The organism is Streptomyces albireticuli (assembly GCF_021228125.1).
In the GTDB taxonomy this organism is placed as follows: domain Bacteria; phylum Actinomycetota; class Actinomycetes; order Streptomycetales; family Streptomycetaceae; genus Streptomyces; species Streptomyces albireticuli.
In genome coordinates this window covers 188,797-208,575 of sequence record NZ_JAJQQS010000006.1, presented here as the reverse complement: position 1 = coordinate 208,575, position 19,779 = coordinate 188,797, and the positions used below count along the sequence as shown (strand labels likewise).

21 protein-coding genes are annotated in these 19,779 nt (G+C 73.0%); 10 read left to right on the top strand and 11 right to left on the bottom strand.

Going from position 1 to position 19,779, the window contains the following annotated elements; genetic code table 11:
• Positions 1-93 precede the first annotated feature (93 nt).
• Positions 94-348 carry a GntR family transcriptional regulator gene (locus LUZ64_RS13915; RefSeq protein ID WP_095580260.1) on the top strand — a complete coding sequence of 85 codons (255 nt, stop codon included), beginning with the start codon at positions 94-96 and terminating at the stop codon, positions 346-348.
• A gap of 21 nt (positions 349-369) precedes the next feature.
• Here the strand turns inward: LUZ64_RS13915 and LUZ64_RS13910 are convergent, their stop codons facing one another.
• From LUZ64_RS13910 to LUZ64_RS13890, 5 genes are all read right to left on the bottom strand, one after another.
• On the bottom strand, positions 370-801 hold the full coding sequence (locus LUZ64_RS13910; protein ID WP_095580262.1) for a hypothetical protein: 432 nt from the start codon (positions 799-801) through the stop codon (positions 370-372).
• A gap of 253 nt (positions 802-1,054) precedes the next feature.
• Positions 1,055-2,278 (bottom strand): beta-ketoacyl-[acyl-carrier-protein] synthase family protein, encoded by a 1,224-nt coding sequence (locus LUZ64_RS13905; protein WP_095580265.1) that lies wholly within the window; start codon positions 2,276-2,278, stop codon positions 1,055-1,057.
• A 368-nt stretch (positions 2,279-2,646) separates the two neighbouring features.
• A complete protein-coding gene (locus LUZ64_RS13900) occupies positions 2,647-3,726 on the bottom strand; it encodes a hypothetical protein (RefSeq protein ID WP_095580267.1) in 1,080 nt (359 codons plus the stop codon).
• Entirely contained in the window at positions 3,723-4,283 is a 561-nt protein-coding gene (locus LUZ64_RS13895; protein WP_095580269.1) for an RNA polymerase sigma factor, read from the bottom strand. The genes LUZ64_RS13900 and LUZ64_RS13895 overlap by 4 nt, the downstream gene beginning before the upstream one ends.
• Positions 4,284-4,394: 111 nt before the next feature.
• Entirely contained in the window at positions 4,395-5,546 is a 1,152-nt protein-coding gene (locus tag LUZ64_RS13890) for a hypothetical protein (RefSeq protein ID WP_232390038.1), read from the bottom strand.
• A gap of 143 nt (positions 5,547-5,689) precedes the next feature.
• Here LUZ64_RS13890 and LUZ64_RS13885 point away from each other — a divergent pair, with 143 nt between their 5' ends.
• The 4 genes from LUZ64_RS13885 to LUZ64_RS13870 all read left to right on the top strand — a co-directional run bounded on the left by LUZ64_RS13885 (position 5,690) and on the right by LUZ64_RS13870 (position 8,144).
• Positions 5,690-6,832 carry a serine hydrolase domain-containing protein gene (locus tag LUZ64_RS13885; protein WP_232390037.1) on the top strand — a complete coding sequence of 381 codons (1,143 nt, stop codon included), beginning with the start codon at positions 5,690-5,692 and terminating at the stop codon, positions 6,830-6,832.
• A gap of 490 nt (positions 6,833-7,322) precedes the next feature.
• The gene (locus tag LUZ64_RS13880) at positions 7,323-7,427 is read left to right on the top strand and encodes a lasso RiPP family leader peptide-containing protein (RefSeq protein ID WP_107426567.1); all 105 of its coding nucleotides are present in this window, start codon (positions 7,323-7,325) and stop codon (positions 7,425-7,427) included.
• 10 nt (positions 7,428-7,437) lie between these two features.
• On the top strand, positions 7,438-7,704 hold the full coding sequence (locus LUZ64_RS13875) for a lasso peptide biosynthesis PqqD family chaperone (protein ID WP_095579177.1): 267 nt from the start codon (positions 7,438-7,440) through the stop codon (positions 7,702-7,704).
• Positions 7,701-8,144 carry a lasso peptide biosynthesis B2 protein gene (locus tag LUZ64_RS13870; RefSeq protein ID WP_095579178.1) on the top strand — a complete coding sequence of 148 codons (444 nt, stop codon included), beginning with the start codon at positions 7,701-7,703 and terminating at the stop codon, positions 8,142-8,144. Before LUZ64_RS13875 ends, LUZ64_RS13870 begins: the two co-directional genes overlap by 4 nt.
• Before the next feature lie 276 nt (positions 8,145-8,420).
• Here the strand turns inward: LUZ64_RS13870 and LUZ64_RS13865 are convergent, their stop codons facing one another.
• Positions 8,421-9,056 (bottom strand): hypothetical protein, encoded by a 636-nt coding sequence (locus LUZ64_RS13865; RefSeq protein ID WP_095579179.1) that lies wholly within the window; start codon positions 9,054-9,056, stop codon positions 8,421-8,423.
• A gap of 305 nt (positions 9,057-9,361) precedes the next feature.
• Between LUZ64_RS13865 and LUZ64_RS13860 the strand changes: the two genes are divergently transcribed.
• The 3 genes from LUZ64_RS13860 to LUZ64_RS13850 all read left to right on the top strand — a co-directional run bounded on the left by LUZ64_RS13860 (position 9,362) and on the right by LUZ64_RS13850 (position 11,587).
• Entirely contained in the window at positions 9,362-9,751 is a 390-nt protein-coding gene (locus tag LUZ64_RS13860) for a VOC family protein (protein WP_095579180.1), read from the top strand.
• A gap of 18 nt (positions 9,752-9,769) precedes the next feature.
• Positions 9,770-10,462, top strand: coding sequence for a GDSL-type esterase/lipase family protein (locus LUZ64_RS13855; protein WP_095579181.1), 693 nt, complete (start codon positions 9,770-9,772; stop codon positions 10,460-10,462).
• 138 nt (positions 10,463-10,600) lie between these two features.
• Positions 10,601-11,587, top strand: coding sequence for an aldo/keto reductase (locus LUZ64_RS13850; RefSeq protein WP_095579182.1), 987 nt, complete (start codon positions 10,601-10,603; stop codon positions 11,585-11,587).
• A 602-nt stretch (positions 11,588-12,189) separates the two neighbouring features.
• Here LUZ64_RS13850 and thpR read toward each other — a convergent pair.
• The 4 genes from thpR to LUZ64_RS13830 all read right to left on the bottom strand — a co-directional run bounded on the left by thpR (position 12,190) and on the right by LUZ64_RS13830 (position 16,498).
• Complete coding sequence (thpR, locus tag LUZ64_RS13845; RefSeq protein ID WP_095579183.1) at positions 12,190-12,753, bottom strand: RNA 2',3'-cyclic phosphodiesterase; 564 nt, start codon at positions 12,751-12,753, stop codon at positions 12,190-12,192.
• A 229-nt stretch (positions 12,754-12,982) separates the two neighbouring features.
• Complete coding sequence (locus LUZ64_RS13840) at positions 12,983-14,386, bottom strand: MFS transporter (protein WP_095580686.1); 1,404 nt, start codon at positions 14,384-14,386, stop codon at positions 12,983-12,985.
• Positions 14,387-14,415: 29 nt separating this feature from the next.
• Positions 14,416-14,853 (bottom strand): MarR family winged helix-turn-helix transcriptional regulator, encoded by a 438-nt coding sequence (locus tag LUZ64_RS13835; protein WP_095580694.1) that lies wholly within the window; start codon positions 14,851-14,853, stop codon positions 14,416-14,418.
• A 175-nt stretch (positions 14,854-15,028) separates the two neighbouring features.
• Complete coding sequence (locus LUZ64_RS13830) at positions 15,029-16,498, bottom strand: NCS2 family permease (protein WP_095580688.1); 1,470 nt, start codon at positions 16,496-16,498, stop codon at positions 15,029-15,031.
• 226 nt (positions 16,499-16,724) lie between these two features.
• Between LUZ64_RS13830 and LUZ64_RS13825 the strand changes: the two genes are divergently transcribed.
• Together LUZ64_RS13825 and LUZ64_RS13820 are read left to right on the top strand one after the other, a co-directional pair.
• Positions 16,725-17,003 (top strand): DUF2530 domain-containing protein, encoded by a 279-nt coding sequence (locus LUZ64_RS13825; protein WP_095580690.1) that lies wholly within the window; start codon positions 16,725-16,727, stop codon positions 17,001-17,003.
• A gap of 129 nt (positions 17,004-17,132) precedes the next feature.
• Entirely contained in the window at positions 17,133-19,526 is a 2,394-nt protein-coding gene (locus LUZ64_RS13820; RefSeq protein WP_232390036.1) for an HAD-IC family P-type ATPase, read from the top strand.
• A gap of 56 nt (positions 19,527-19,582) precedes the next feature.
• Here the strand turns inward: LUZ64_RS13820 and LUZ64_RS13815 are convergent, their stop codons facing one another.
• Entirely contained in the window at positions 19,583-19,774 is a 192-nt protein-coding gene (locus tag LUZ64_RS13815; protein ID WP_232390035.1) for a DUF1059 domain-containing protein, read from the bottom strand.
• Between the last annotated feature and the right edge of the window lie 5 nt (positions 19,775-19,779).

Genomic DNA, 19,779 nt, shown 5'->3' with positions numbered 1-19,779 from the left:
GTTTCCTGTATTGACCTGTCTATAGCTAGTCACTACCGGTGATTACCATTAGCTTCTATGTTTGATTGAGTGCCTATACATACAGTCCCGTACGTGGAATTCAATCCGACCCTCCCCAAGTGGACACAGATCGCGGACGTTCTCCGTCGCCGCATCGCGACCGGCGAGTACCCGCCGAACCACCGGATCTCCGAGATCCGCCTGGAGGAGGAGTTCGGCGTCGCCCGCATCACGGTGCGCAAGGTCACCGCGGCCCTCCGCACCGAGGGGCTGATCGTGACGACTCCGGGCATGGGGTCGTTCGTCACCGAACAGGCCGCCGCGATCGTCAAGGGCGCCCAGGACTGAGGCGGGTCCGCCTACGACACCTCAGCGGGGTGCCCGCGCGCGCAGCCGGCAGGCCCATGCGCGCAGAGGACCGGCGAGGTCGTGGTTGTCGCCGCGGGTGAGGGTCTGGAGGAGCTCGGCGGCGATGACGGCCTGCCCGGTCCAGGTGTGAGGGGCGTCCAGCTCGGGAAACGCGGCACGGACGCGGGCGGCCGTGGCCGGTTGGAGCAGGCTGTAGGCGTAGAGGGTGGCCTGGTCGTAGCCGTGGGGCGCCCGGCCCCACGCTTCCCAGTCGAGGATCCGCAGGCCGGGGGCGGTGAGGTTGGCCCAGTGCAGGTCGCCGTGGGCGGTGGTCCAGGTGATGGCGTCGGGGGCGGGGACGCCGAGGAACTCCGGCAGGGCGCGGCGAATGTACTCCTGACGGCCGAGCGTGACGGCGAGGGCGCGGGCGGCCTGGTCGTGACGGGTACGCATCCGACGTTCCTCGGCCGCGTCCCGTGGGGGCGAGTACACCGTTATCCTCCCGCGAACCGTCCGGCTTCCAGGGCGTGTCCGGCAGATCTTTCCCCACCCCGGCCACTTCCCGCCGCTCTCTTGCGCGACTCCGCCGCGCGGCGGGCCCCGACCCGGCTCCGGGGGCCGGCTGTCCAGCGCCCGTGCGTACCGGGCGGGCAGGCCCGGATCGCACCCGGCCACCGGCCGACCGGTGCCGTCGGGCCGAATTGGCTCAGCCCGCCGCCGTGAACACCAGCGACGCGTTGTGCCCGCCGAAGCCGAAGGCGTTGGCCAGGGCTGCTGGTACGGGGGCGTGGCGCGGAGTGCCGGTGACCACGTCCAGGTCGACCTGGGGGTCGAGGTCGACGAGGTTGCGTACGGCCGGGACGGCGCCGTCGCGTACGGCGAGGATCGCCGCGATCGCGCCGATCGCGCCCGCCGCGCCGAAGAGGTGACCGGTCATCGACTTGGTGGCCGTCACCGACGGGTGGGTGCCGATGGCCTCGGCCACCGAGCGGGCCTCGACCAGGTCGCCGAGCTGGGTGGACGTGGCGTGGGCGTGGACGTGGGCGATGTCCGCCGGGGTCAGTCCGGCCGTCGACAGGGCGAGGCGCATCGCCCGTACCTGGCCCTCGGGGTGGGCGGCCGTGATGTGGTGCGCGTCCGAGGTGACGCCCGCGCCCGCGAGGACCGCGTGCGGGCGGGCGCCGCGCGCGGCGGCGAAACCGGCGCGTTCGAGGACGACCACGCCCGCGCCCTCGCCGATGACGAGGCCGTCGCGGCCGGTGTCGAAGGGGCGGGAGGCGCCCGCCGGGTCGTCGTTGCGGGTGGAGTGGGCCTTGGCCTGGGCGAATCCGGCGAGGGGCAGCGGGTGGACGCACGCCTCCGTGCCGCCGGCGACCACGACGTCGGCGCGGCCGAGCCGTATCAGGTCCAGGCCCATGGCGATCGCCTCGGCGCCGGACGCGCAGGCGCTCACCGGGGTGTGGGCGCCGCCCCTGGCCCCGAGTTCCATACTGACCCAGGCGGCCGGGCCGTTGGCCATCAGCATCGGCACGGTGTGCGGGGACACCTTCCGCACGCCCGACGCCTCCAGGACGTCGTCCTGGCCCAGCAGCGTCAGGACGCCGCCGGTGCCCGTGCCGATGACCACGGCGAGCCGCTCCGGCTCCACCCCGGGGCGCCCGGCGTCGGCCCACGCCTCGCGGGCGGCGACCAGCGCGATCTGTTCGCACCGGTCCATGCGCCGGGCCTGCACGCGGTCCAGGAGCCCGGCCGGCTCCTGGCGCAGGCGGCCCGCGATGCGTACGGGCAGTTCCGCCGCCCAGTCGTCCTCGACGGCGCGGATTCCGCTCTCGCCGCGGAGCATCGCCTGCCAGGTGGTGGCGACGTCGCCGCCGAGGGGGGTGGTGGCGCCGAGGCCGGTGACGACGACCGTTTCGTTGGTGACGGGCATGAGGGTCCCCCTTGTGGTGATGACACAGTTCACCCGCGGTGGCGGGTAGTGCGGGCTTCCGCCTTCGGGTCCACTGTGCCAAGGGGAGGGCGGGAACAGGCGCTAGTTGATCAACGGAGTCGGGGGCGGGGAGATTGTTGGGTTCCGCTATGGACTCGATGGGGTGCGGGGTGGGAGGGGTGCCACTGCGCGGGGGCTTTCCTCCTGTCACCGCCCCTTCCCGGAACCGGGGGCTCCGCCCCCCTCGGGCCCCGGTCCTCCAACGCCGGACAGGCCGAGCGTGTGCGGGACCGGCCCGCGGACGGCCGAGGCGGAGGCGGGCCGCGCAGGGGCGTCGCGAGGCCCCGCCGAATACGGGAAGGGGGCCGCTACTCCTTCGGGGACAGCTCCGGAGCCTCCCGCGCGGGCCCCATCGAGAGATACGTGGTCCGCTGGAGAACGTCCCCGGCCCGGAGCTTCTGCGTGCCCCACTTCAGGCCGTCGTTCCGCGCCGTGGTCACGGCCTCCAGCGTGTGGAACGCCCCGGCGTCGATGATCAGCCGCTTGTGCCAGGTGTCGGCGTCCATGTCGACGGCCGTGCCGACGCGCCCGGTGCTGTCCTTGACCCGCTCCGTCACCCGCACCCCGGGGATTCCGGTGAGGACCTTGAACAGCGCGGCCCGCAGCTCCGGTTCGGCGGGTGACCGGGCGAGCAGTTCCTCGACGCCGTCGAAGAGTCCCTCCTCGGTCTCCTCCCCGGTGGCCTTCCCTACGAGCCGCGCCCGCAGCGCCGCCGGGTCGGTGGGCAGCGTCCCGATCTCGCGCCACATGATCAGATTGCGGCCGACCGAATAGACCGTCCCCGACGTCGCCCCCGGGGTGTACTCACGCACCGGACCGTCGCCGAACTGCCCGCGGGTGTCGCCCCGGCTCAGCCAGACGGTCTCGTACGACTCCTCCCACCGCTCGACGGTCCGGCCCCAGTGGTGGATCCGCACCTTCCAGTACGGCACCGCCCCCGCCTGCTCCGTCGTACCTTCCGCCGCCGGGGATACCTGCACGCCGCCCCCGGAGCCCGACCAGGGCTGGAACGCGACGCCCAGCGCGATCGCGACGACCGCCGCCACCGAGACGAGCACGGGCAGGCGCCGCCGCCACGTCCGTACGGGGACGACCGGTGCGGCCGGGAAGGCCGCGGCCACCGGCTCCCGTTCGAGCTCCAGCGCGACGACCGACCCGTCCCCCTCCGCCTGTCCGGCCGTCTGCCCGGCCGTCTGCCCGGCCGTCTGCCCGGCCGTCTGCCCGGCCGTCTGTCCGGCCGTCTGTCCGGCCGCCGCCGACCGCACCGCGGCCAGCGCCGCGGCGACGGCGGCCGCCGAGGGCGGCGCGACCTTGCCCGCGGCCTTCAGCCGCCGGGCGCCGGGGAAGTCGAGGAGGTCCCTGTCGTTCATGTCCTGCTGCCCGGTCATGCGAGGTCTCCTGTCAGGGGGATCGGGGCGGAGGGGACGAGCACCGCGCGCAGCCGGGTGCGCGCCCGGTGCAGCCGGGACCTGGCCGTGCCCGCGGGGACGCCGACGACGGCCGCGGCCTCGGTGGGGCTGAGCTGCTCCCACGCGACCAGGAGCAGCAGCTCCCGCTCCACGTCCGGCAGCTCGGCCAGGGTCCGGCGCATCAGCGGCGCGACCGCCGCCGCGTCCAGCCTCCGGTCGACGGCGTGCCACGGGTCGCTGCTCGCCTCGCCGGCGAGCGCGGCCGCGGCCGCGGGCCGTTCCTGCCCGCGCCAGTGCGCGGCCAGTACGTTGCGGGCCAAGCCGAAGAGCCACGCCCGGACCGGCCCGCGGGCCGCGTCGTAGGTGCCGCGCCCCGCGTAGGCCCGCAGCCACGCCTCGGCCAGCAGATCGTCCGCCGCGCCGGGCGCCCGGCGCGCGAAGTAGCCGTGCAGTGCCCTCGAATGCCGCTCCACGAGCGGTTCGAAGGCCGACGCGTCGGTCCCCGAGCGCGCCAGCAGTTCCTCGTCCGTCGCCACGGACCTCCCCTTCCACGGGCCACGCCCTCCGTGGCCCACACCCCCTTCTTGTCTCCACCTCGCAAAAGCGTTCGCACCCGGAAAACCGGGCACGGGCGCGCCGGATGGCGGCTACCTCTTCCGGAACAGCCTCCGCAACGCCACCACCAGCAGCGTCGCCACCGCGAACGTTCCCGCCCCCACGGCGAGATTGCGGTTGCGGTCACCGTCGTCCGCACCGTCACCGGACTTCCCGTCCGACGACGCCCCGCCGCCGTTCTTGGCGTCGTCCGCCGCCTTGGCCACCGAGTCCGGCAGCAGGTCGCCGTCCAGCCCGACCGGCTGCACCGAGCTCCGCCTGCCCTCCGAGCCGTACATCAGCGTCCGCCCGTCGAGCGCGAAGGTGACCGACTCCCCCTGCCGCTGGAACGGCACGCCCGGGCGGCCGACCTCCTCGGGCCGCCCGTCGCGCCAGCGGTACTCGCGCGCGTCGAAGTAGCTCCGCACGACGAGGCGTGTGCCGTCCGGCGAGAACGCGCCGTCCGTGGCCCACACGTCGATGTCCGCGACGCGCCGGAAGGTGTTCACACCGGACGCGGACAGCCTCTCCGGCCCGGCGTAGAGCGCGCCCTTCCCGGACTGCTTCTTGCTGACGATGTACACCCGGCCGGTCTTGGGGTGCACCATCAGCGACTCGGCGTCGCGCGGGCCGTCGTCGTAGCGCACGGTATGGCGTACGGGGGTGACGGTGGTGTCGGCCAGCTTCTCCGGCTCGCGGAAGCGGTAGATCCACACCTGCTGCCAGCGGCCGCCGTAGTTGTCCCCGATGTCACCGACGTAGACGTTCCCGTCCGGCCCGATCGAGATGCCCTCCACGTCCCGGGGCTCGATGCCGGCGAGGGTGACGGTCGCGACCGTACGGCCGGTGCGGCCGTCCACGGCATAGACGTACGGGCCGTCGTCGCTGTCGTTGTGCGTCCAGTACACGCCCGGGTGCGCGCGGCTGGCGGCCAGGCCGCTGGACTCCCTTATCCGGGGGTCCGTGATCGTGAACGACTTGGGCGCCTCGGCGACGGCGCCCGCGCCGTCCGCCGCCGCCCGCGCGACGGCGGACACCGGCAGGACGGTGACCGCGGCGAACGCGCCGAACGCGCTCAGCGCGGCGAGTCCGAGGACGGCCCGGCGGGCTGCTCGGCCGGTGGTTCGGCCGGTGGCCCGGCGAGTGGTTCGGCGGGCGGTTCCACTGCCGGTTCCGAGTGCGGTGGCGGGGAAGGGCTGGCGCATGGCCTCAAGACTGCCATCACCCGGCCCCCCGGCCGACCGGACCCGGAACTCCGGGAAATATCGCTCGAACAAGCTGCCCCTCACACGTATCGTGACCGCGCGCGTCACACAGGACGCGACGCACGGACGGAAGGCTGGGATCGGTGGAGTACAACGGGTGGGCCGACGAGGGGTTCGGCGCCGTCGCGGACGCGTTCGGCAGGAACTTCACCGACCACGGGGACCTCGGCGCGGCCGTCACCGTGTTCGTGGACGGCCGCAAGGTCGTCGACCTGTGGGGCGGCACCGCCGACGAACGCACCGGCCGGCCCTGGGAACGGGACACCGCCGTCCCCGTCATGTCCGCCGCCAAGGGCATCGTCGCCGTCTGCGCCCACCTCCTCGCGCAGGAGGGGCGCCTGGACCTCGACGCCCCGATCGCCGACCACTGGCCGGAGTTCGCGCGCCACGGCAAGGAGCGGATCACCCCGCGCATGGTCCTCGCCCACCGCGCCGGCCTGCCCGTCATCGACCGGCCGCTGACCTTCGAGGAGGTCCTCGCCTGGACGCCGGTGGTACGCGCCCTGGAGGAGCAGGCACCGTACTGGGAGCCCGGCACCGCGCACGAGTACCACGGGCACACCATGGGCTGGCTGATCGGCGAGCTGATCCGCCGGATCACGGGCCTCACGCCCGGCGCCTACTTCCGCGCGGCCGTCGCCGACGAGCTGAAGCTGACCACCTGGATCGGCGTCCCCGAAGCCGAACTCCCCGGCCTGGCCCGCCTCGCCGAGGCCCCCGGGACGTACCCGGACCTCCCGGCCGACTCCCTCTTCGCACGGATCCTCACGATGGACGGGGCGCTGGCGTTCCCCGGCCTCGACGACCCGCGCGGCCGCAACTCGCCCGCGCTCCTCGCCGCCGAGATCCCCGCCACGGGCGCCGTCTCGTCCGCCCGCGGCCTGGCCACGCTCTACGCGGCGGCCGCGACCGGCGTCGACGGCGCGCCGCGCCTGCTCACCCGGGAGACCCTCACCGACGCCCTGCGCGTACGAACCGAGGGGCCCTCGTGGTCGGGCTTCCCCGACATGGGCGTCCACTGGGGCAGCGGCTTCAACGTCGCGACGGAGAGCGTTCCGCTGCTGGGGGCGCGTAGCTTCAGCAACGAGGGGGCGGGTGGGCATTTCGCGCTGGGGGACGACGAGTTGGGGGTCGGGTTCGCGTATGTGACGAACCGGATGATGGGTGGGGAGGATGCTCGGGGGCCGTTGCTGGTGGGTGCTGTGCGGGGGTGTTTGGCGGGGTGAGGTGACGGTGGGGGCGGGTGCCGCTGCGGGGTGGTGCCGTTGCGGGGGGCCGTTGCGGGGTGGTGCCGCTGCGCGGGGCCTTTCCCCAGCCCCGCCCCTTCCCGAACCGGGGCTCCGCCCCGGACCCCGGTCCTCAAACGCCGGACGGGCTGAATCGTTGCCCGGAACCGGGCGGGAAAGGCAGCCTCGGACAGGGGCGGAATCAGCCCGGCCGGCGATTGAGGCCACCGCGCGTCAGCGCGGCCAAGGGTCCGGGGGCCCAGAGGTCCAGAGGTCCGGGGCCCCGGGCGCCCAAGGCCCCGGGCGCCCAAGGGCCCGGGGGGTCGGGGGCCCGGGGGCGGAGCCCCCGGTTTCGGGAAGGGGCGGGGCTGGGGAACAAAACCCGCCACTCCTTCGGGTGGCCGGATCCCCCACCCCGCGTAACCCGCCCCCACCACGGACAGCCTCGACGCAACGCGCAGCCGAAGCCGCACCCGCGAAGGGAACCGCCATGGACCCTCAGGAGACCTACGAGCCCCCCGCACTCGAAGAGCTCGGCGAGTTCTCGGAGCTCACCCGAGGCCGGCCGACGGCCGACGCGGCGGAGAACGCCTGAGAGGGGTCCCATGAGTGTGCTCAGCCTGCACCCCGACGTGTCCGCCGCGGACACCGAGGACGGAATGGTGCTGCTCGACGAAGTCGCCGGCCGCTACTGGCAGCTGAACGGCACGGGAGCGACCGTACTGCGCGCCCTGCTCGACGGCGCCACCCCGCGGGAGGTCGCGCACTCCCTCGCCGAGCGCTACCCGGGCCTGACGACGGAGCGGACGAACGGCGACGTGGCCGCGCTCATCAACTCCCTGTCCGAGGCCCGCCTGGTGGTGACGGCGTGAGCCGGCCGACGGTCCCGGAAGCCCGGGAGACCCTGCCGCTCCGCCGCCGCCCGGCGGCCCTGCTGGCCGTCGGCGCCGCCCGGCTGCTCGTCCTGCTGCCGCCCCGCCGCATCCGCCGCGCCCTGACGCTGGCCCGGCGCGGCGCCTCCCCCGCCACCGCGGAGGAGGCCCTGGCCGCCCGGCGCGCGGTCGTCGCCCTGAGCACCCGGTGCGCGGGCGAGGGCTGCCTCCAGCGCTCCATAGCGACGGCACTCCTGTGCCGGATGCGCGGGGTCTGGCCCGACTGGTGCACGGGGGTGCGTACGGGACCGTTCCGCGCCCACGCGTGGGTGGAGGTGGCGGGTCTGCCGATCGGCGAGTCGCACTCACCCGGCTACTACCACCGGCTCATGGTCGTCCCGAGCGGAGACCGGGCGGGCGGGAGCCGGGAGCGGCCCTGACCGTGCGGCGCGAGGCGAGACGTGCCGTGACAGGGCGGGGCGGGGCGCCGCGCACGTCAGCGGTCCAGCGCCTCAGGGAGGGCGAAGACCTCACCCGTCCAGCGCGCCGGACAGCCGGACAGCCGGACAGCCGGACAGCCGGGCAGCCGGACAGCCGGACAGCCGGACAGCCGGACAGCCGGACGCACCGGAAACCTCACACGCCGCACGCCGGACACGTCTCACGCCGCGCGTCACCCGTCCGGCGCATCGCGCCCCTCACGCCCCTCACGCCCCTCACCGGTCCAGCGTGAACGACACGTCGTCGATGAACCACGACGTCGCGGCGATGCCCACGAAGACCCGGCCGCTGCCGCTCCCCTCCTGCCGGGCCGGGGAGAACAGGTTGCGGACGACCGTGCCCGTGCCCGCCTGCCGTGCCTCGGTGCGGCCGGGGTCGACGCGGGTGAAGGTCCTGTCCGCCTTGAGGTCGGAGACCTCGTTCGTGTTGTAGACGACGTGATCGTCCGTCGTGGTCACCACGTCCGGCCCACTGCCGCCCGTCGCCCGGCCCTTCATCGTGAGGGTCGCGGATTCGATCCGCGAGCGGCTGGGCGCGTCGCAGGTCAGCCGGCCCACCCCCGAGGCACCGCCGTCGGGCCTGACGTCCATGCGGAGGGAGCCGTGGCAGCGCAGGACGACGGCGGCCTTGCCGCCGCCCGCGCCCGTCACCTCCCTTTCAGCCCCTCCCGGCCCGCCCGGCCCTCCCACCGCGGCCGCGCCCGGGCCCGCCGGGGTGAGCGTGAGCGCGAGGACACCGGCCGCGGCCGCACCGGTGAGTACCCGGCGGGTGGTGGCACGGCGCGCGGCGGTGGCACGGCGGGCGGTGGCGCGGCGCGCGGCGGTGGTCGTCGTCGATAACTTCGAGATCATGGGTCAGTCCTTCTCCTTCGGCTTCCGGAGTCCGGAGGGTTCCCGGCGGGCGGGACGGAACACACCGTCCGCTCAGGAACGTGCTCCCGTCGGCTCCCCGTCGAAACCCGGACGGGGTCACTCGTACGGGTGAGCGCATCCAAGAGGCCCAAACCCGGTTCCCCCGGCCGAACCGGGCCTCCGACCAGCAACTTTCGCCCCATCGAGCACACCTGACGCACCCGGCACACGGAACACACGCTGCCTCTCGTGCCCGGCCAGGTGACGCTCGTACCACCGCGGAGCACGAGGAAGGAAGCCACACCATGTTCACGAACACCAAGGCGTTCAGCGGCTTCGCCGTGGACGACATCGAGCGCGCCAAGGACTTCTACCACCGGACGCTCGGCCTCCGCGTCACCGAGGAGTTCGGGCTCCTGACCCTCCACATCGCCGGCGGCACCGAGATCCTCGTCTACTCCAAGCCCGACCACACCCCCGCGGGCTTCACCGTCCTCAACTTCCCCGTGGAGGACGTCGAGCGCGCGGTCGACGAGCTCACCTCGCGCGGGGTCCGCTTCGAACGGTACGAGCAGTTCGAGCAGGACGAAAAGGGGATCTTCCGGGAGGCGGGGCCGCCCATCGCCTGGTTCACGGACCCCGCCGGGAACGTCCTGTCCGTCCTCCAGGCGGCCGGGCCGCACAACGCTCCGTAAGGCCGATAGCCTGACCGTATGCGGATCATGTTCGTCGGCGACTCGATGACCATCGGTAGCGCCGGTGACTACACATGGCGTTACCGCATGTGGCAGCACCTCAACGCCTCCTACGGCGGCCCCTACAAGATCGTCGGGCCGCGCACCGAGCTGTACGACCCCTCGGCCGACGCGCCCGGTTCGCTCGCCTACGGGGATCCCGGCTTCCCGGCCCGCGCCCAGGCGCACCTGGCCGGCTGGGGCGAGGGCTGGCTGCACATGGCACCGCTGATCGGGGACGCGGTGCGGGCGGGCAAGGCCGACACCCTGCTGATCTCCCTCGGCCTGATCGACCTCGGCTTCTACACCGACGCCGAGCAGACCGCCGAGAACGTCCACCGCTTCCTCGCCGCCGCCCGCGAGGCCAACCCCCGCGTCCGGGCCGTGCTGCTGCCCGTGATCCACAACGTACGGGCGCTCAACGACCCGCCCTTCGCCGCCCAGTGCGAGCGCTTCAACGAACTGCTGGCCAAGGCCGTCGCCGAGCTCGGCTCCGCGTCCTCGCCGCTGCTGCTCGCCTCCCCGCCCGAGGGCTGGGACATCGACCGCGACACATACGACGGCACCCACCCCAACGCCGAGGGCGAGCACCGCCTGGCCGCCGCCTTCGCCGACGCGATGCACCAGGCGTGGGACGTCGCCGGTCCGTACGGACCCGTCGTACGCGGCTGACCGCGGGCCCACCCACGGGCCCTCCCACAGCCTCCGAGCCCCTCCGAGCCCCGGCGCGCGCCCCTCGCGCCCCCCGACGCGCCGTCGCGGGCGGCCACCCTTGCCTCAAGCGCACTCCAAGGCGTTGGCTAAGCGGCTATGGAGTACACGCAGCTCGGACGCACAGGTCTCAAGGTCAGCCGGATCGTGCTCGGCACGATGAACTTCGGGCCTCAGACGGACGAGGCCGACAGCCACGCCATCATGGACACCGCGCTCGACGCGGGCGTCAACTTCTTCGACACCGCGAACGTCTACGGCTGGGGCGAGAACAAGGGCCGCACCGAGGAGATCATCGGCAGCTGGCTCGCGCGCGGCGGCGGGCGGCGCGAGAAGGTCGTCCTCGCCACCAAGGTGTTCGGGAACATGGGCCCGGACGGCGCGGACTGGCCGAACCACGACCGCCTGTCCGCCGCGAACATCCGGCGCGCTGTCGACGCCAGCCTCCAGCGGCTGCGCACCGACCATATCGACCTCTACCAGTTCCACCACGTCGACCGGACCACGCCGTGGGAGGAGATCTGGCAGGCGATCGACGTCCTCGTCCAGCAGGGCAAGATCCTCTACGCGGGCTCCTCCAACCACGCCGGCTGGCACATCGCGCAGGCCAACGAGGCCGCCCGGCGGCGCGGCTCGCTCGGGCTGGTCAGCGAGCAGTGCCTGTACAACCTCGCCGAGCGGCGGGCCGAGATGGAGGTCGTCCCGGCCGCCGAGGCGTACGGGCTGGGGGTCATCCCCTGGTCGCCGCTGCACGGCGGGCTGCTCGGCGGAGTCATCCGCAAGGAGCGGGAGGGCGGCGGCGCGTCCGGCCGGTCGGCCGAGGCGCTCGCGAACACCAAGGTGCGGGAGCAGGTCCAGGCGTACGAGGACCTGCTCGACAAGCACGGGCTGGAGCCCGGCGAGGTGGCGCTGGCCTGGCTGCTGACCCGGCCGGGCGTCACCGGCCCGATCGTCGGGCCGCGCACCGGGGAGCAGCTGTCCTCGGCGCTGCGCGCCGTCGAGCTGAAGCTGACGGAGGAACTGCTGACCGAACTGGACGGCATCTTCCCGGGGCCGGGGCCGTCGCCGGAGGCGTTCGCCTGGTAGCGGGCGGGCTCGCGCCGGGCGCCGGTTCGCCCGGCGGCGGGGTGTCCGGTGGCTGGGCCAGGGTGTCCGGTGGCCGGGCCGGGGAATCCCGTGGCCGGGCCGGGGAGTCCCGTAGCCACCGGGGAGTCCCGTAGCCGGGCCGGGGAGTCCCGTAGCCACCGGGGAGTCCCGTAGCCGGGCCGGGGAGTCCCGTAGCCACCGGGGAGTCCCGTAGCCGCCGGGGAGTCCCGTGGCAAGGACCGGGTGGTCCGTCCGGGTGGCGGGAACTACGCCCTCCACCCGGGGCGCGCCTCACGCGACGCCCGGGACCGCCTCGCCCGGTGGCCGGGCCGGATCCGCCCGGTGGCGGGATCGCGTCCGGGTCGCTTGGGCGGGTCTCACGCGCCGGCCGGGGCCGGGCCGTCCCCGGGGCCCGCCGGCCGCCGGGCCGCCCGGTCGCGGTGCGGCCGCGTGCTCGCCGCCGCGCGGCCGGACCGCCCCTCGCGTCACTTCACGGCCGACACCACGGCGACGACGACGAGCATCACGGCGAGCACACCGGTCATGATCCGGTTCCTGGTCTTGGGGTCCACCCCTTGAGCGTAACCGCCCGGCCTCCGGGCTCAGCGACCCAGTCCCCAGGAGGCCACCGTCGTATAGCGGGGGCGCTCGCCGGGCACGCCGGAGGCCGGGAGGGCGCTGCGGACGAGCGCGAGCCGGTCGGCGGTCCAGGGCGCGCCGGTGAAGTCCGCGAGGTGCTCCGCGTACGGGCCCAGGTGCACCGGGCCCGCCGCGCGGGCCAGGGTGAGGTGGGCGCGGAAGGGGTGCTTCCCGTCCACCTCGACACCGGCCCGGCGGGCGCCGGCGGCGGTGGAGCGGGCGAGGTCGCGCAGGGTGGTCAGCTCGCCCTCGGCACCGACCCAGAGGATCTTGTCGCCGAACCGGCCCGCCGAGGCGAACCGCAGCGTGTGCGGCGGGTGCCGGTGCGCGGCGCGCGCCAGGCGCTCCTCGAGCCCGGGCAGCAGGGCCTCGTCGACCTCCCCGAGGAAGGCGAGGGTGAAGTGCCAGCTCGTGGACTCGGTCCAGCGGAGGTGGGCCGCGCCGGGGAGGCCGTGGAGGGGCGCCAGGGCGGCTTCCAGCTCGGCGACGGCGTCCGGGGGCGGGATGACGGCGGCGAAGAGTCGCATGGGTTCAGTTTGGCGGGCCCCGCGGGTACGGGCGGGTGGGCGGGTCGGCGAGCACGGGTCGGCGGGTCGGCGAGCACGGGTCGGCGGGTCGGCGAGCACGGGTCGGCGGGTCGGCGGGTCGGCGGGTGCGGAGGTTTTCCCCACCCCGCCCCGCCCCTTCCCGAATGTCCTCAAGCGCCGGACGGGCTGCCACCAGCCCGCCCGGCGCTTGAGCCGCGTCACGGGACGCTCACGCCGCCGACGTCACCGCCGTCACCGGCTCCCGCACCTCCTGCCGGGGGACGAACGCCACATGCGTATGGCCGCGCCTCAGGTCTATCTTCAGGCGCAGGCCGCCCACCCGCGCCAGGGCCATCCCGACGCCCGCCGCGGCCAGCAGGGAGACGACGCCGCCGGCGAGGAAGCCGACGCGCGCGCCGTAGGCGTCGGTGACATAGCCGACGAGCGGGGCCCCGATGGGCGTGCCGCCCATGAAGACCATCGTGAACAGGCTCATGACCCGCCCCCGCATCGCGGGATCCGTGGCCATCTGGAGGCTGGAGTTGGCGGTCACGTTGATCGTCAGGCCGCACATCCCGATCGGTGCCAGCAGCAGCGCGAAGACCCAGAAGCTGGGCGCCAGGGCGGCGGTGATCTCCAGGACGCCGAACAGCACCGCGGCCCCGACCAGCAGCCGCAGCCGGGAGTTGCCGCGCCGGGCGGCGAGCAGGGCGCCGACCAGCGAGCCGGCCGCCATCAGGGTGTTGAGCAGGCCGTACGTACCGGCGCCGGCGTGGAAGACGTCGTTGACGTAGGCCGTGAGCCAGATCGGGAAGTTGAACCCGAAGGTGCCGATGAAGCCTACGAGGACGACGGGCCAGAAGAGGTCCGGGCGCCCCGCGACATAGCGGAGGCCCTCGCGGAGCTGTCCCTTGCCGCGGGGCGCCCGGTCCACCTTGTGGAGCTCGGAGGCCCGCATCAGCAGCAGGCTGACGACGGGCGCGACGAAGGACAGGCCGTTGAGCAGGAAGGCCCAGCCGCTGCCCACGGCGGTGATGAGGACACCGGCGACGGCGGGGCCGACGAGCCGGGCGGACTGGAAGTTGGCGGAGTTCAGGCTGACGGCGTTGCGCAGGTCGTCCGGGCCGACCATCTCGACGACGAACGCCTGGCGGGCGGGGTTGTCGACGACGGTGACGAGGCCGAGGACGAGGGCGGTCACATAGACGTGCCAGACCTCGACATGGCCGGAGAGGGTGAGCACCGCGAGCGCCAGGCCGGTGAACCCCATGGCGACCTGGGTGACGAGCAGCAGCAGGCGCTTGGGGTAGCGGTCGGCGATGACGCCGCCGTAGAGCCCGAGCAGCAGCAGGGGCAGGAACTGGAGGGCCGTGGTGATGCCCACGGCCGCGGAGGAGCCGGTGAGCCCGAGGACCAGCCAGTCCTGGGCGATGCGCTGCATCCACGTACCGGTGTTGGACACCACCTGGCCGGTGGCGAAGAGCCGGTAGTTACGGATCCGGAGCGAGCTGAAGGTGCCGCCCTTGCTCGTGGGGAGACTCTTGGTGAGGCTCTTGGTGAGGGCGGTGGTGCGGGTGTCGTCGTCGGGGGTGTTCGGTGCGGGTGCGGAGTCTGCTCCGGGTCCCGTACTCAAAGTGGGTTCGCCTCCTCCTTGTGTGGGTGTTACAGGTGAGCGAGCTTCTCCAGCACGGGCGCGGCGGCGCGGAGCGTCGCCCACTCGTCCTCGTCGAGCTGTCCGACCAGTTCGGTGAGCCAGACGTTTCGCTTGCGCCGGCTCTCCTCGAGCATGGCCTCGGCCCGCTCGGTCTGGGTGACCACCTTCTGGCGGCGGTCCTCCGGGTGCGGCTCCAGCCGGACCAGGCCCTTGGCCTCGAGCAGGGCGACGATGCGGGTCATCGACGGGGGCTGCACGTGCTCCTTGCGGGCCAGCTCGCCGGGGGTGGCGGTGCCGCAGCGGGCAAGGGTGCCCAGCACCGACATCTCCGTCGGGCTGAGCGACTCGTCGACCCGCTGGTGCTTGAGCCGACGCGACAGACGCATGACACCGGAGCGCAGGGAGTCCACTGCGGCGGTGTTGTCTTGGGTGTCCGGGTCCGACATGTTCATTAGGTTAACTCATTACCTGATCTAAATAAAGCGAGACAAAAGAAGGCGGCCGGGCCCCGTGCCCGGCCGCCTCCCGAGGCGTCCAGAAGATCATCTACTGTACGCGGACGCGTGGCTTCCGCATCGCCGCGTCATACCGACGCGCACCCCGGCCTCACCCCCGGCGGCGCTACTTCACGCCGAGCAGCTGCTCGATCGGGTCCAGCAGGAAGTAGACGAGGAAGCAGAGCCCGACCACGTTGAGCAGCCAGGGGATCTCCCGCGCCCGCTTGTCCGCGATCCGCAGCAGGATGAAGGCGAGGACGCCGATGCCGATGCCGTTGGTGATCGAGTAGGTGAACGGCATGGAGATGATCGTCAGGAACGCGGGCACCGCGATCGTGAAGTCGCTCCAGTCGATCTCCTTGACGTTGGCCGCCATGATCAGGAAGCCGACGACCAGCAGCGCGGGGGTGGCCGCCTGCGAGGGGACGACGGTGGCCAGCGGGGTGAAGACCAGTGCCAGCAGGAAGAGGCCGCCGGTCATCAGGTTGGCGAGACCCGTACGGGCGCCCTCGCCGACACCGGCCGTGGACTCGACGAAGCAGGTGTTCGCGGAGGCGGAGCCGAGGCCGCCGGCCGCGACGGCGACGCCGTCGACCATCAGGATCTTGCCCATGTTGGGCAGCTGGCCGTTCTCGTCGGTCAGCCCGGCCTCCTCGCCGACGCCGATGATCGTGCCCATCGCGTCGAAGAAGCCGGAGAGCAGCACGGTGAAGACGAAGAGGCAGCCGGTCAGCAGGCCCACCTCGTGGAAGCCGCCGAAGAGGCTGATGTCACCGACGAGGCCGAAGTCGGGCGCGCCGACGACGCTGTCCGGCATCCGCGGGACGCTCAGGCCCCAATTGCCGTCGGGGATCTCGATCAGGGTGTTGATGACGATCGCGACGAAGGTCATCACGACGATGCCGATGAGGATGGCGCCGGAGGTCTTCCGCACCACCAGGATGAAGGTCAGCGCGAGGCCGATCGCGAAGATCAGCACCGGCCAGCCGTGCAGCTGCCCGCCCTGGCCGAGGCCGAGCGGCACGGTGGTGTGCGCGGCGTCGGGGTTACGGGTGACGAAGCCGGAGTCCACCAGGCCGATCAGCGAGATGAACAGGCCGATGCCGATCGCGATGGCGCGCCGCAGGCCGCCGGGGATGGCGTCCATGACGCGCTGCCGCAGACCGGAGGCGACCAGCAGCATCAGCACCAGACCGGCCAGCACCACCATGCCCATCGCGTCCGGCCAGCTCATCTTGGGCGCGAGCTGGAGGGAGACGACGGCGTTGATGCCGAGGCCGGCGGCGCAGGCGATCGGCACATTGCCGATCGCGCCCATCAGGACGGTGGTGAGACCGGCCATCAGGGCGGTGGCCGTCACCAGCTGGGCGTTGTCGAGCTGGTGCCCGAACTTGTCCTGACCGGCCCCGAGGATGATCGGGTTCAGCACGATGATGTACGCCATCGCAAAGAACGTGGCCAGGCCACCGCGCAGCTCGCGGGCGACGCTGGAGCCCCGCTCGGTGATCCGGAAGTACCGGTCGAGGGGGTTGCCGGGCGGCGGCACGGGGGCCGGCTGCTGGGCGTCGACCGGAGAGGTGGCCGAGGAGGGCATACGTGACCTCAGTCGTACGGGCCTGGGAAAGGCGAGACGAAATAAAAGGATCTTGATTGGATGATCAAACAAAACCAACCAGTCAGATCCGGTTCGATTCAGTATGAATAAACAAGGCGTGAATTGCTATCTCCGCGCGTAGACCCCTATGGGGCAAGGGATCGGAGGCAAGGGATCCGCCCCGCCCCGCCGGGGCTTCGCGAAAGCCACGGACTACGCTTGCGGCATGACGAAGTGGACACCCAGGCACGAGGCGCCGGAGCCCCTGGAGGGCAATGTCGTCGCCACCATCACCGGCGGCACCGTCATCTGGTTCGTCCTCTTCCTGGTGCAGCTGCCCTTCTACGGCTGGTTCGAGGACCACGACCGCCTGTGGTGGCTGTGGACCTGCCTGGCCGGCGCCGGCCTCGGCCTGATCGGCGTCTGGTACGTCCGTAAGCGCGACGCCGCCATCCGCCGGCACGCGGCCGCGCAGCGGGAGACCCCGGAAGCCGCCGCGCACTGACCGGTGCCCCGGTCGCCGGTCCGCCCGTCCGCGCCGTAGCCCCGCCCGGTGGTGGGGGCGCCGGCCGGTCCAGGCCCGAAAGGTCGGTTCGGCGGGAAGATCTGCCGAACCGCCCGTACCGTCGGACTCATGAGCGATCCGGCGCAGACCGCGACCGATGAATCCGTACCGCCGGCCCCGCACCCCGGCCTGACCGCGCCCGAGGTCGCCGAGCGGGTGGCGCGGGGCGAGGTCAACGACGTTCCCGTACGCTCCTCGCGCTCCACCACGGAGATCGTCCGGGCGAACGTCTTCACCCGCTTCAACGCCATCATCGGCGTCCTCTTCCTGATCATCCTGGTCGTCGGCCCGCTCCAGGACGGCCTCTTCGGCTTCGTGATCGTCGCCAACACCGCGATCGGCATCGTCCAGGAACTGCGGGCCAAGAAGACCCTCGACTCCCTCGCCGTCATCGGCGAGGCGAAGCCCACCGTGCGCCGCGACGGCACCCCCGTCGCCGTCCCCACCGCCGGGATCGTCCTCGGCGACCTCATCGAGCTCGGGCCGGGCGACAAGTGCGTCGTCGACGGCGAGGTCCTGGAGGCCGACGGCCTGGAGATCGACGAGTCGCTGCTCACCGGCGAGGCCGACCCGGTGCTCAAGCGGCCCGGCGACAAGGTGATGTCCGGCTCCTTCGTCGTCGCCGGCGGCGGCGCCTTCACCGCCACCAAGGTCGGCCGCGAGGCGTACGCCGCCCAGCTCGCCGAGGAGGCGTCCCGCTTCACCCTCGTCCACTCCGAGCTGCGCACCGGCATCAGCCAGATCCTCAAGTACGTGACGTGGATGATGGTCCCCACCGCCATCGGTCTGATCATCAGCCAGCTGGTCGTGGAGCGGGACGACTGGAGGGAGGCCGTCCGGCGGATGGTCGCCGGGATCGTGCCGATGGTCCCCGAGGGCCTGGTGCTGCTGACGTCCGTGGCCTTCGCCATCGGCGTCATCCGCCTCGGCCGCAAGCAGTGCCTGGTGCAGGAGCTGCCCGCGATCGAGGGCCTGGCCCGCGTCGACACCGTCTGCCTCGACAAGACCGGCACCCTCACCGAGGGCGGCATGGACGTCACCGAGCTGCGGCTCCTGCCGGACACCGGCGCGGACGAGACGTACGTACGCCAGGTCCTCGGCGCCCTGGGCGACTCCGACCCGCGCCCCAACGCCAGCCTCCAGGCCATCATCGACGCCTACCCCGACGGCTCCGGCTGGCGCTGCACCGAGTCCCTGCCGTTCTCCTCCGCCCGCAAGTACAGCGGCGCCGCCCTCAACAGCCCCGACGCGGAGAGCAGCAACTGGCTGCTCGGCGCCCCCGACGTGCTGCTGCCGGCCGGCGACGGCGCCCTGGCCGCCGTCGAGGAGCTCAACGCCCAGGGCATGCGCGTCCTGCTCCTCGCCCGCGCCGAGCGCGAGCTCGACGACCCGCGCGTCACCGAGGCCGTACGGCCCACCGCGCTGGTCGTCCTGGAGCAGCGGCTGCGCTCCGACGCCGCGGACACGCTGCGCTACTTCGCGGAGCAGAACGTCTCCGCGAAGGTGATCTCCGGTGACAACGCCGTCTCCGTCGGCGCCGTCGCCGCCAAGCTGGGCCTGCCCGGCGCGGACGCCCCCGTGGACGCGCGCCGGCTGCCCGCCGAGCGGGACGGCATGGCCGACGTGCTGGACCGCGGCGCGGTGTTCGGGCGCGTCACCCCGCAGCAGAAGCGCGACATGGTCGCGGCCCTCCAGTCGCGCGGCCACACCGTCGCGATGACCGGCGACGGCGTCAACGACGTCCTCGCCCTCAAGGACGCGGACATCGGCGTCTCCATGGGCTCGGGCTCCGAGGCGACCCGGGCCGTCGCCCAGATCGTCCTGCTGAACAACAGCTTCGCCACGCTGCCCTCGGTGGTCGCCGAGGGACGCCGGGTCATCGGCAACATCACGCGTGTCGCCACGCTCTTCCTCACCAAGACGGTCTACTCGGTGCTGCTGGCGATCCTCGTCGTCTGCACCCGGGTGCCGTATCCGTTCCTGCCCCGCCACCTGACGCTGCTGTCGACGCTCACCATCGGCGTCCCGGCCTTCTTCCTCGCCCTCGCCCCGAACAAGGAACGCGCCAAACCGCACTTCGTACGGCGCGTGATGCGCTACTCCATGCCCGCCGGGGTGATCGCCGGCCTGGCCACCTTCGCGGCGTACCTGCTGGCCCGGCACCACTACGCCGGGCCCGGCGCCCTGGACGCGGAGACCAGCGCGGCCACGCTGACCCTGTTCCTGATCTCGATGTGGGTCCTCGCGATCATCGCCCGCCCGTACACATGGTGGCGCGTCGTCCTGGTCGGGGCGATGGGCCTGGGGTTCCTGGTGGTACTGGGCACGCCGTGGCTCCAGCGGTTCTTCGCGCTGAAGCTGGTGGGGACGACGATGCCGTGGGCGGCGGTGGGGATCGCGGCGGTGGCGGGGGTGGTGCTGGAGGGGACGTGGCGGTGGGTGGGGCGGAGGTTTCCGGCGTAGGCGGGGTTCCTGGCGTACGCGGGGTTCCGCCCCTCGGGCCCGGTCCCTGGTCTCCCTCAGGCCAGGGCCTTCTCGTCCTCCAGGAACTCGCGGATCTGCTCGCGGAGCTCGGGGCTGTCCTGGTGCTTGTGGACGGAGACGGCGTGCTCGGTGGCGGCCTGGAGGACTTCGTCTTCCTCACCGGTGATGGTGAGGGTGCAGTTGGTTTCGCTGGGGAATCGGCGGCAGTCGGCGACTTTTCTGGTCATGGGGG

Excerpts from the sequence above, each read along its gene's own strand:
- LUZ64_RS13875 (WP_095579177.1), top strand. The coding sequence starts at position 7,438 with ATGAGTGTGCTCAGCCTGCACCCCGACGTGTCCGCCGCGGACACCGAG.
- LUZ64_RS13900 (WP_095580267.1), bottom strand. The coding sequence starts at position 3,726 with ATGACCGGGCAGCAGGACATGAACGACAGGGACCTCCTCGACTTCCCC.
- LUZ64_RS13865 (WP_095579179.1), bottom strand. The coding sequence starts at position 9,056 with ATGATCTCGAAGTTATCGACGACGACCACCGCCGCGCGCCGCGCCACC.
- LUZ64_RS13910 (WP_095580262.1), bottom strand. The coding sequence starts at position 801 with ATGCGTACCCGTCACGACCAGGCCGCCCGCGCCCTCGCCGTCACGCTC.
- LUZ64_RS13835 (WP_095580694.1), bottom strand. The coding sequence starts at position 14,853 with ATGTCGGACCCGGACACCCAAGACAACACCGCCGCAGTGGACTCCCTG.
- LUZ64_RS13830 (WP_095580688.1), bottom strand. The coding sequence starts at position 16,498 with ATGCCCTCCTCGGCCACCTCTCCGGTCGACGCCCAGCAGCCGGCCCCC.
- thpR (WP_095579183.1), bottom strand. The coding sequence starts at position 12,753 with ATGCGACTCTTCGCCGCCGTCATCCCGCCCCCGGACGCCGTCGCCGAG.
- LUZ64_RS13860 (WP_095579180.1), top strand. The coding sequence starts at position 9,362 with ATGTTCACGAACACCAAGGCGTTCAGCGGCTTCGCCGTGGACGACATC.
- LUZ64_RS13820 (WP_232390036.1), top strand. The coding sequence starts at position 17,133 with ATGAGCGATCCGGCGCAGACCGCGACCGATGAATCCGTACCGCCGGCC.
- LUZ64_RS13855 (WP_095579181.1), top strand. The coding sequence starts at position 9,770 with ATGCGGATCATGTTCGTCGGCGACTCGATGACCATCGGTAGCGCCGGT.
- LUZ64_RS13905 (WP_095580265.1), bottom strand. The coding sequence starts at position 2,278 with ATGCCCGTCACCAACGAAACGGTCGTCGTCACCGGCCTCGGCGCCACC.
- LUZ64_RS13880 (WP_107426567.1), top strand. The coding sequence starts at position 7,323 with ATGGACCCTCAGGAGACCTACGAGCCCCCCGCACTCGAAGAGCTCGGC.
- LUZ64_RS13825 (WP_095580690.1), top strand. The coding sequence starts at position 16,725 with ATGACGAAGTGGACACCCAGGCACGAGGCGCCGGAGCCCCTGGAGGGC.
- LUZ64_RS13890 (WP_232390038.1), bottom strand. The coding sequence starts at position 5,546 with ATGCGCCAGCCCTTCCCCGCCACCGCACTCGGAACCGGCAGTGGAACC.
- LUZ64_RS13815 (WP_232390035.1), bottom strand. The coding sequence starts at position 19,774 with ATGACCAGAAAAGTCGCCGACTGCCGCCGATTCCCCAGCGAAACCAAC.
- LUZ64_RS13850 (WP_095579182.1), top strand. The coding sequence starts at position 10,601 with ATGGAGTACACGCAGCTCGGACGCACAGGTCTCAAGGTCAGCCGGATC.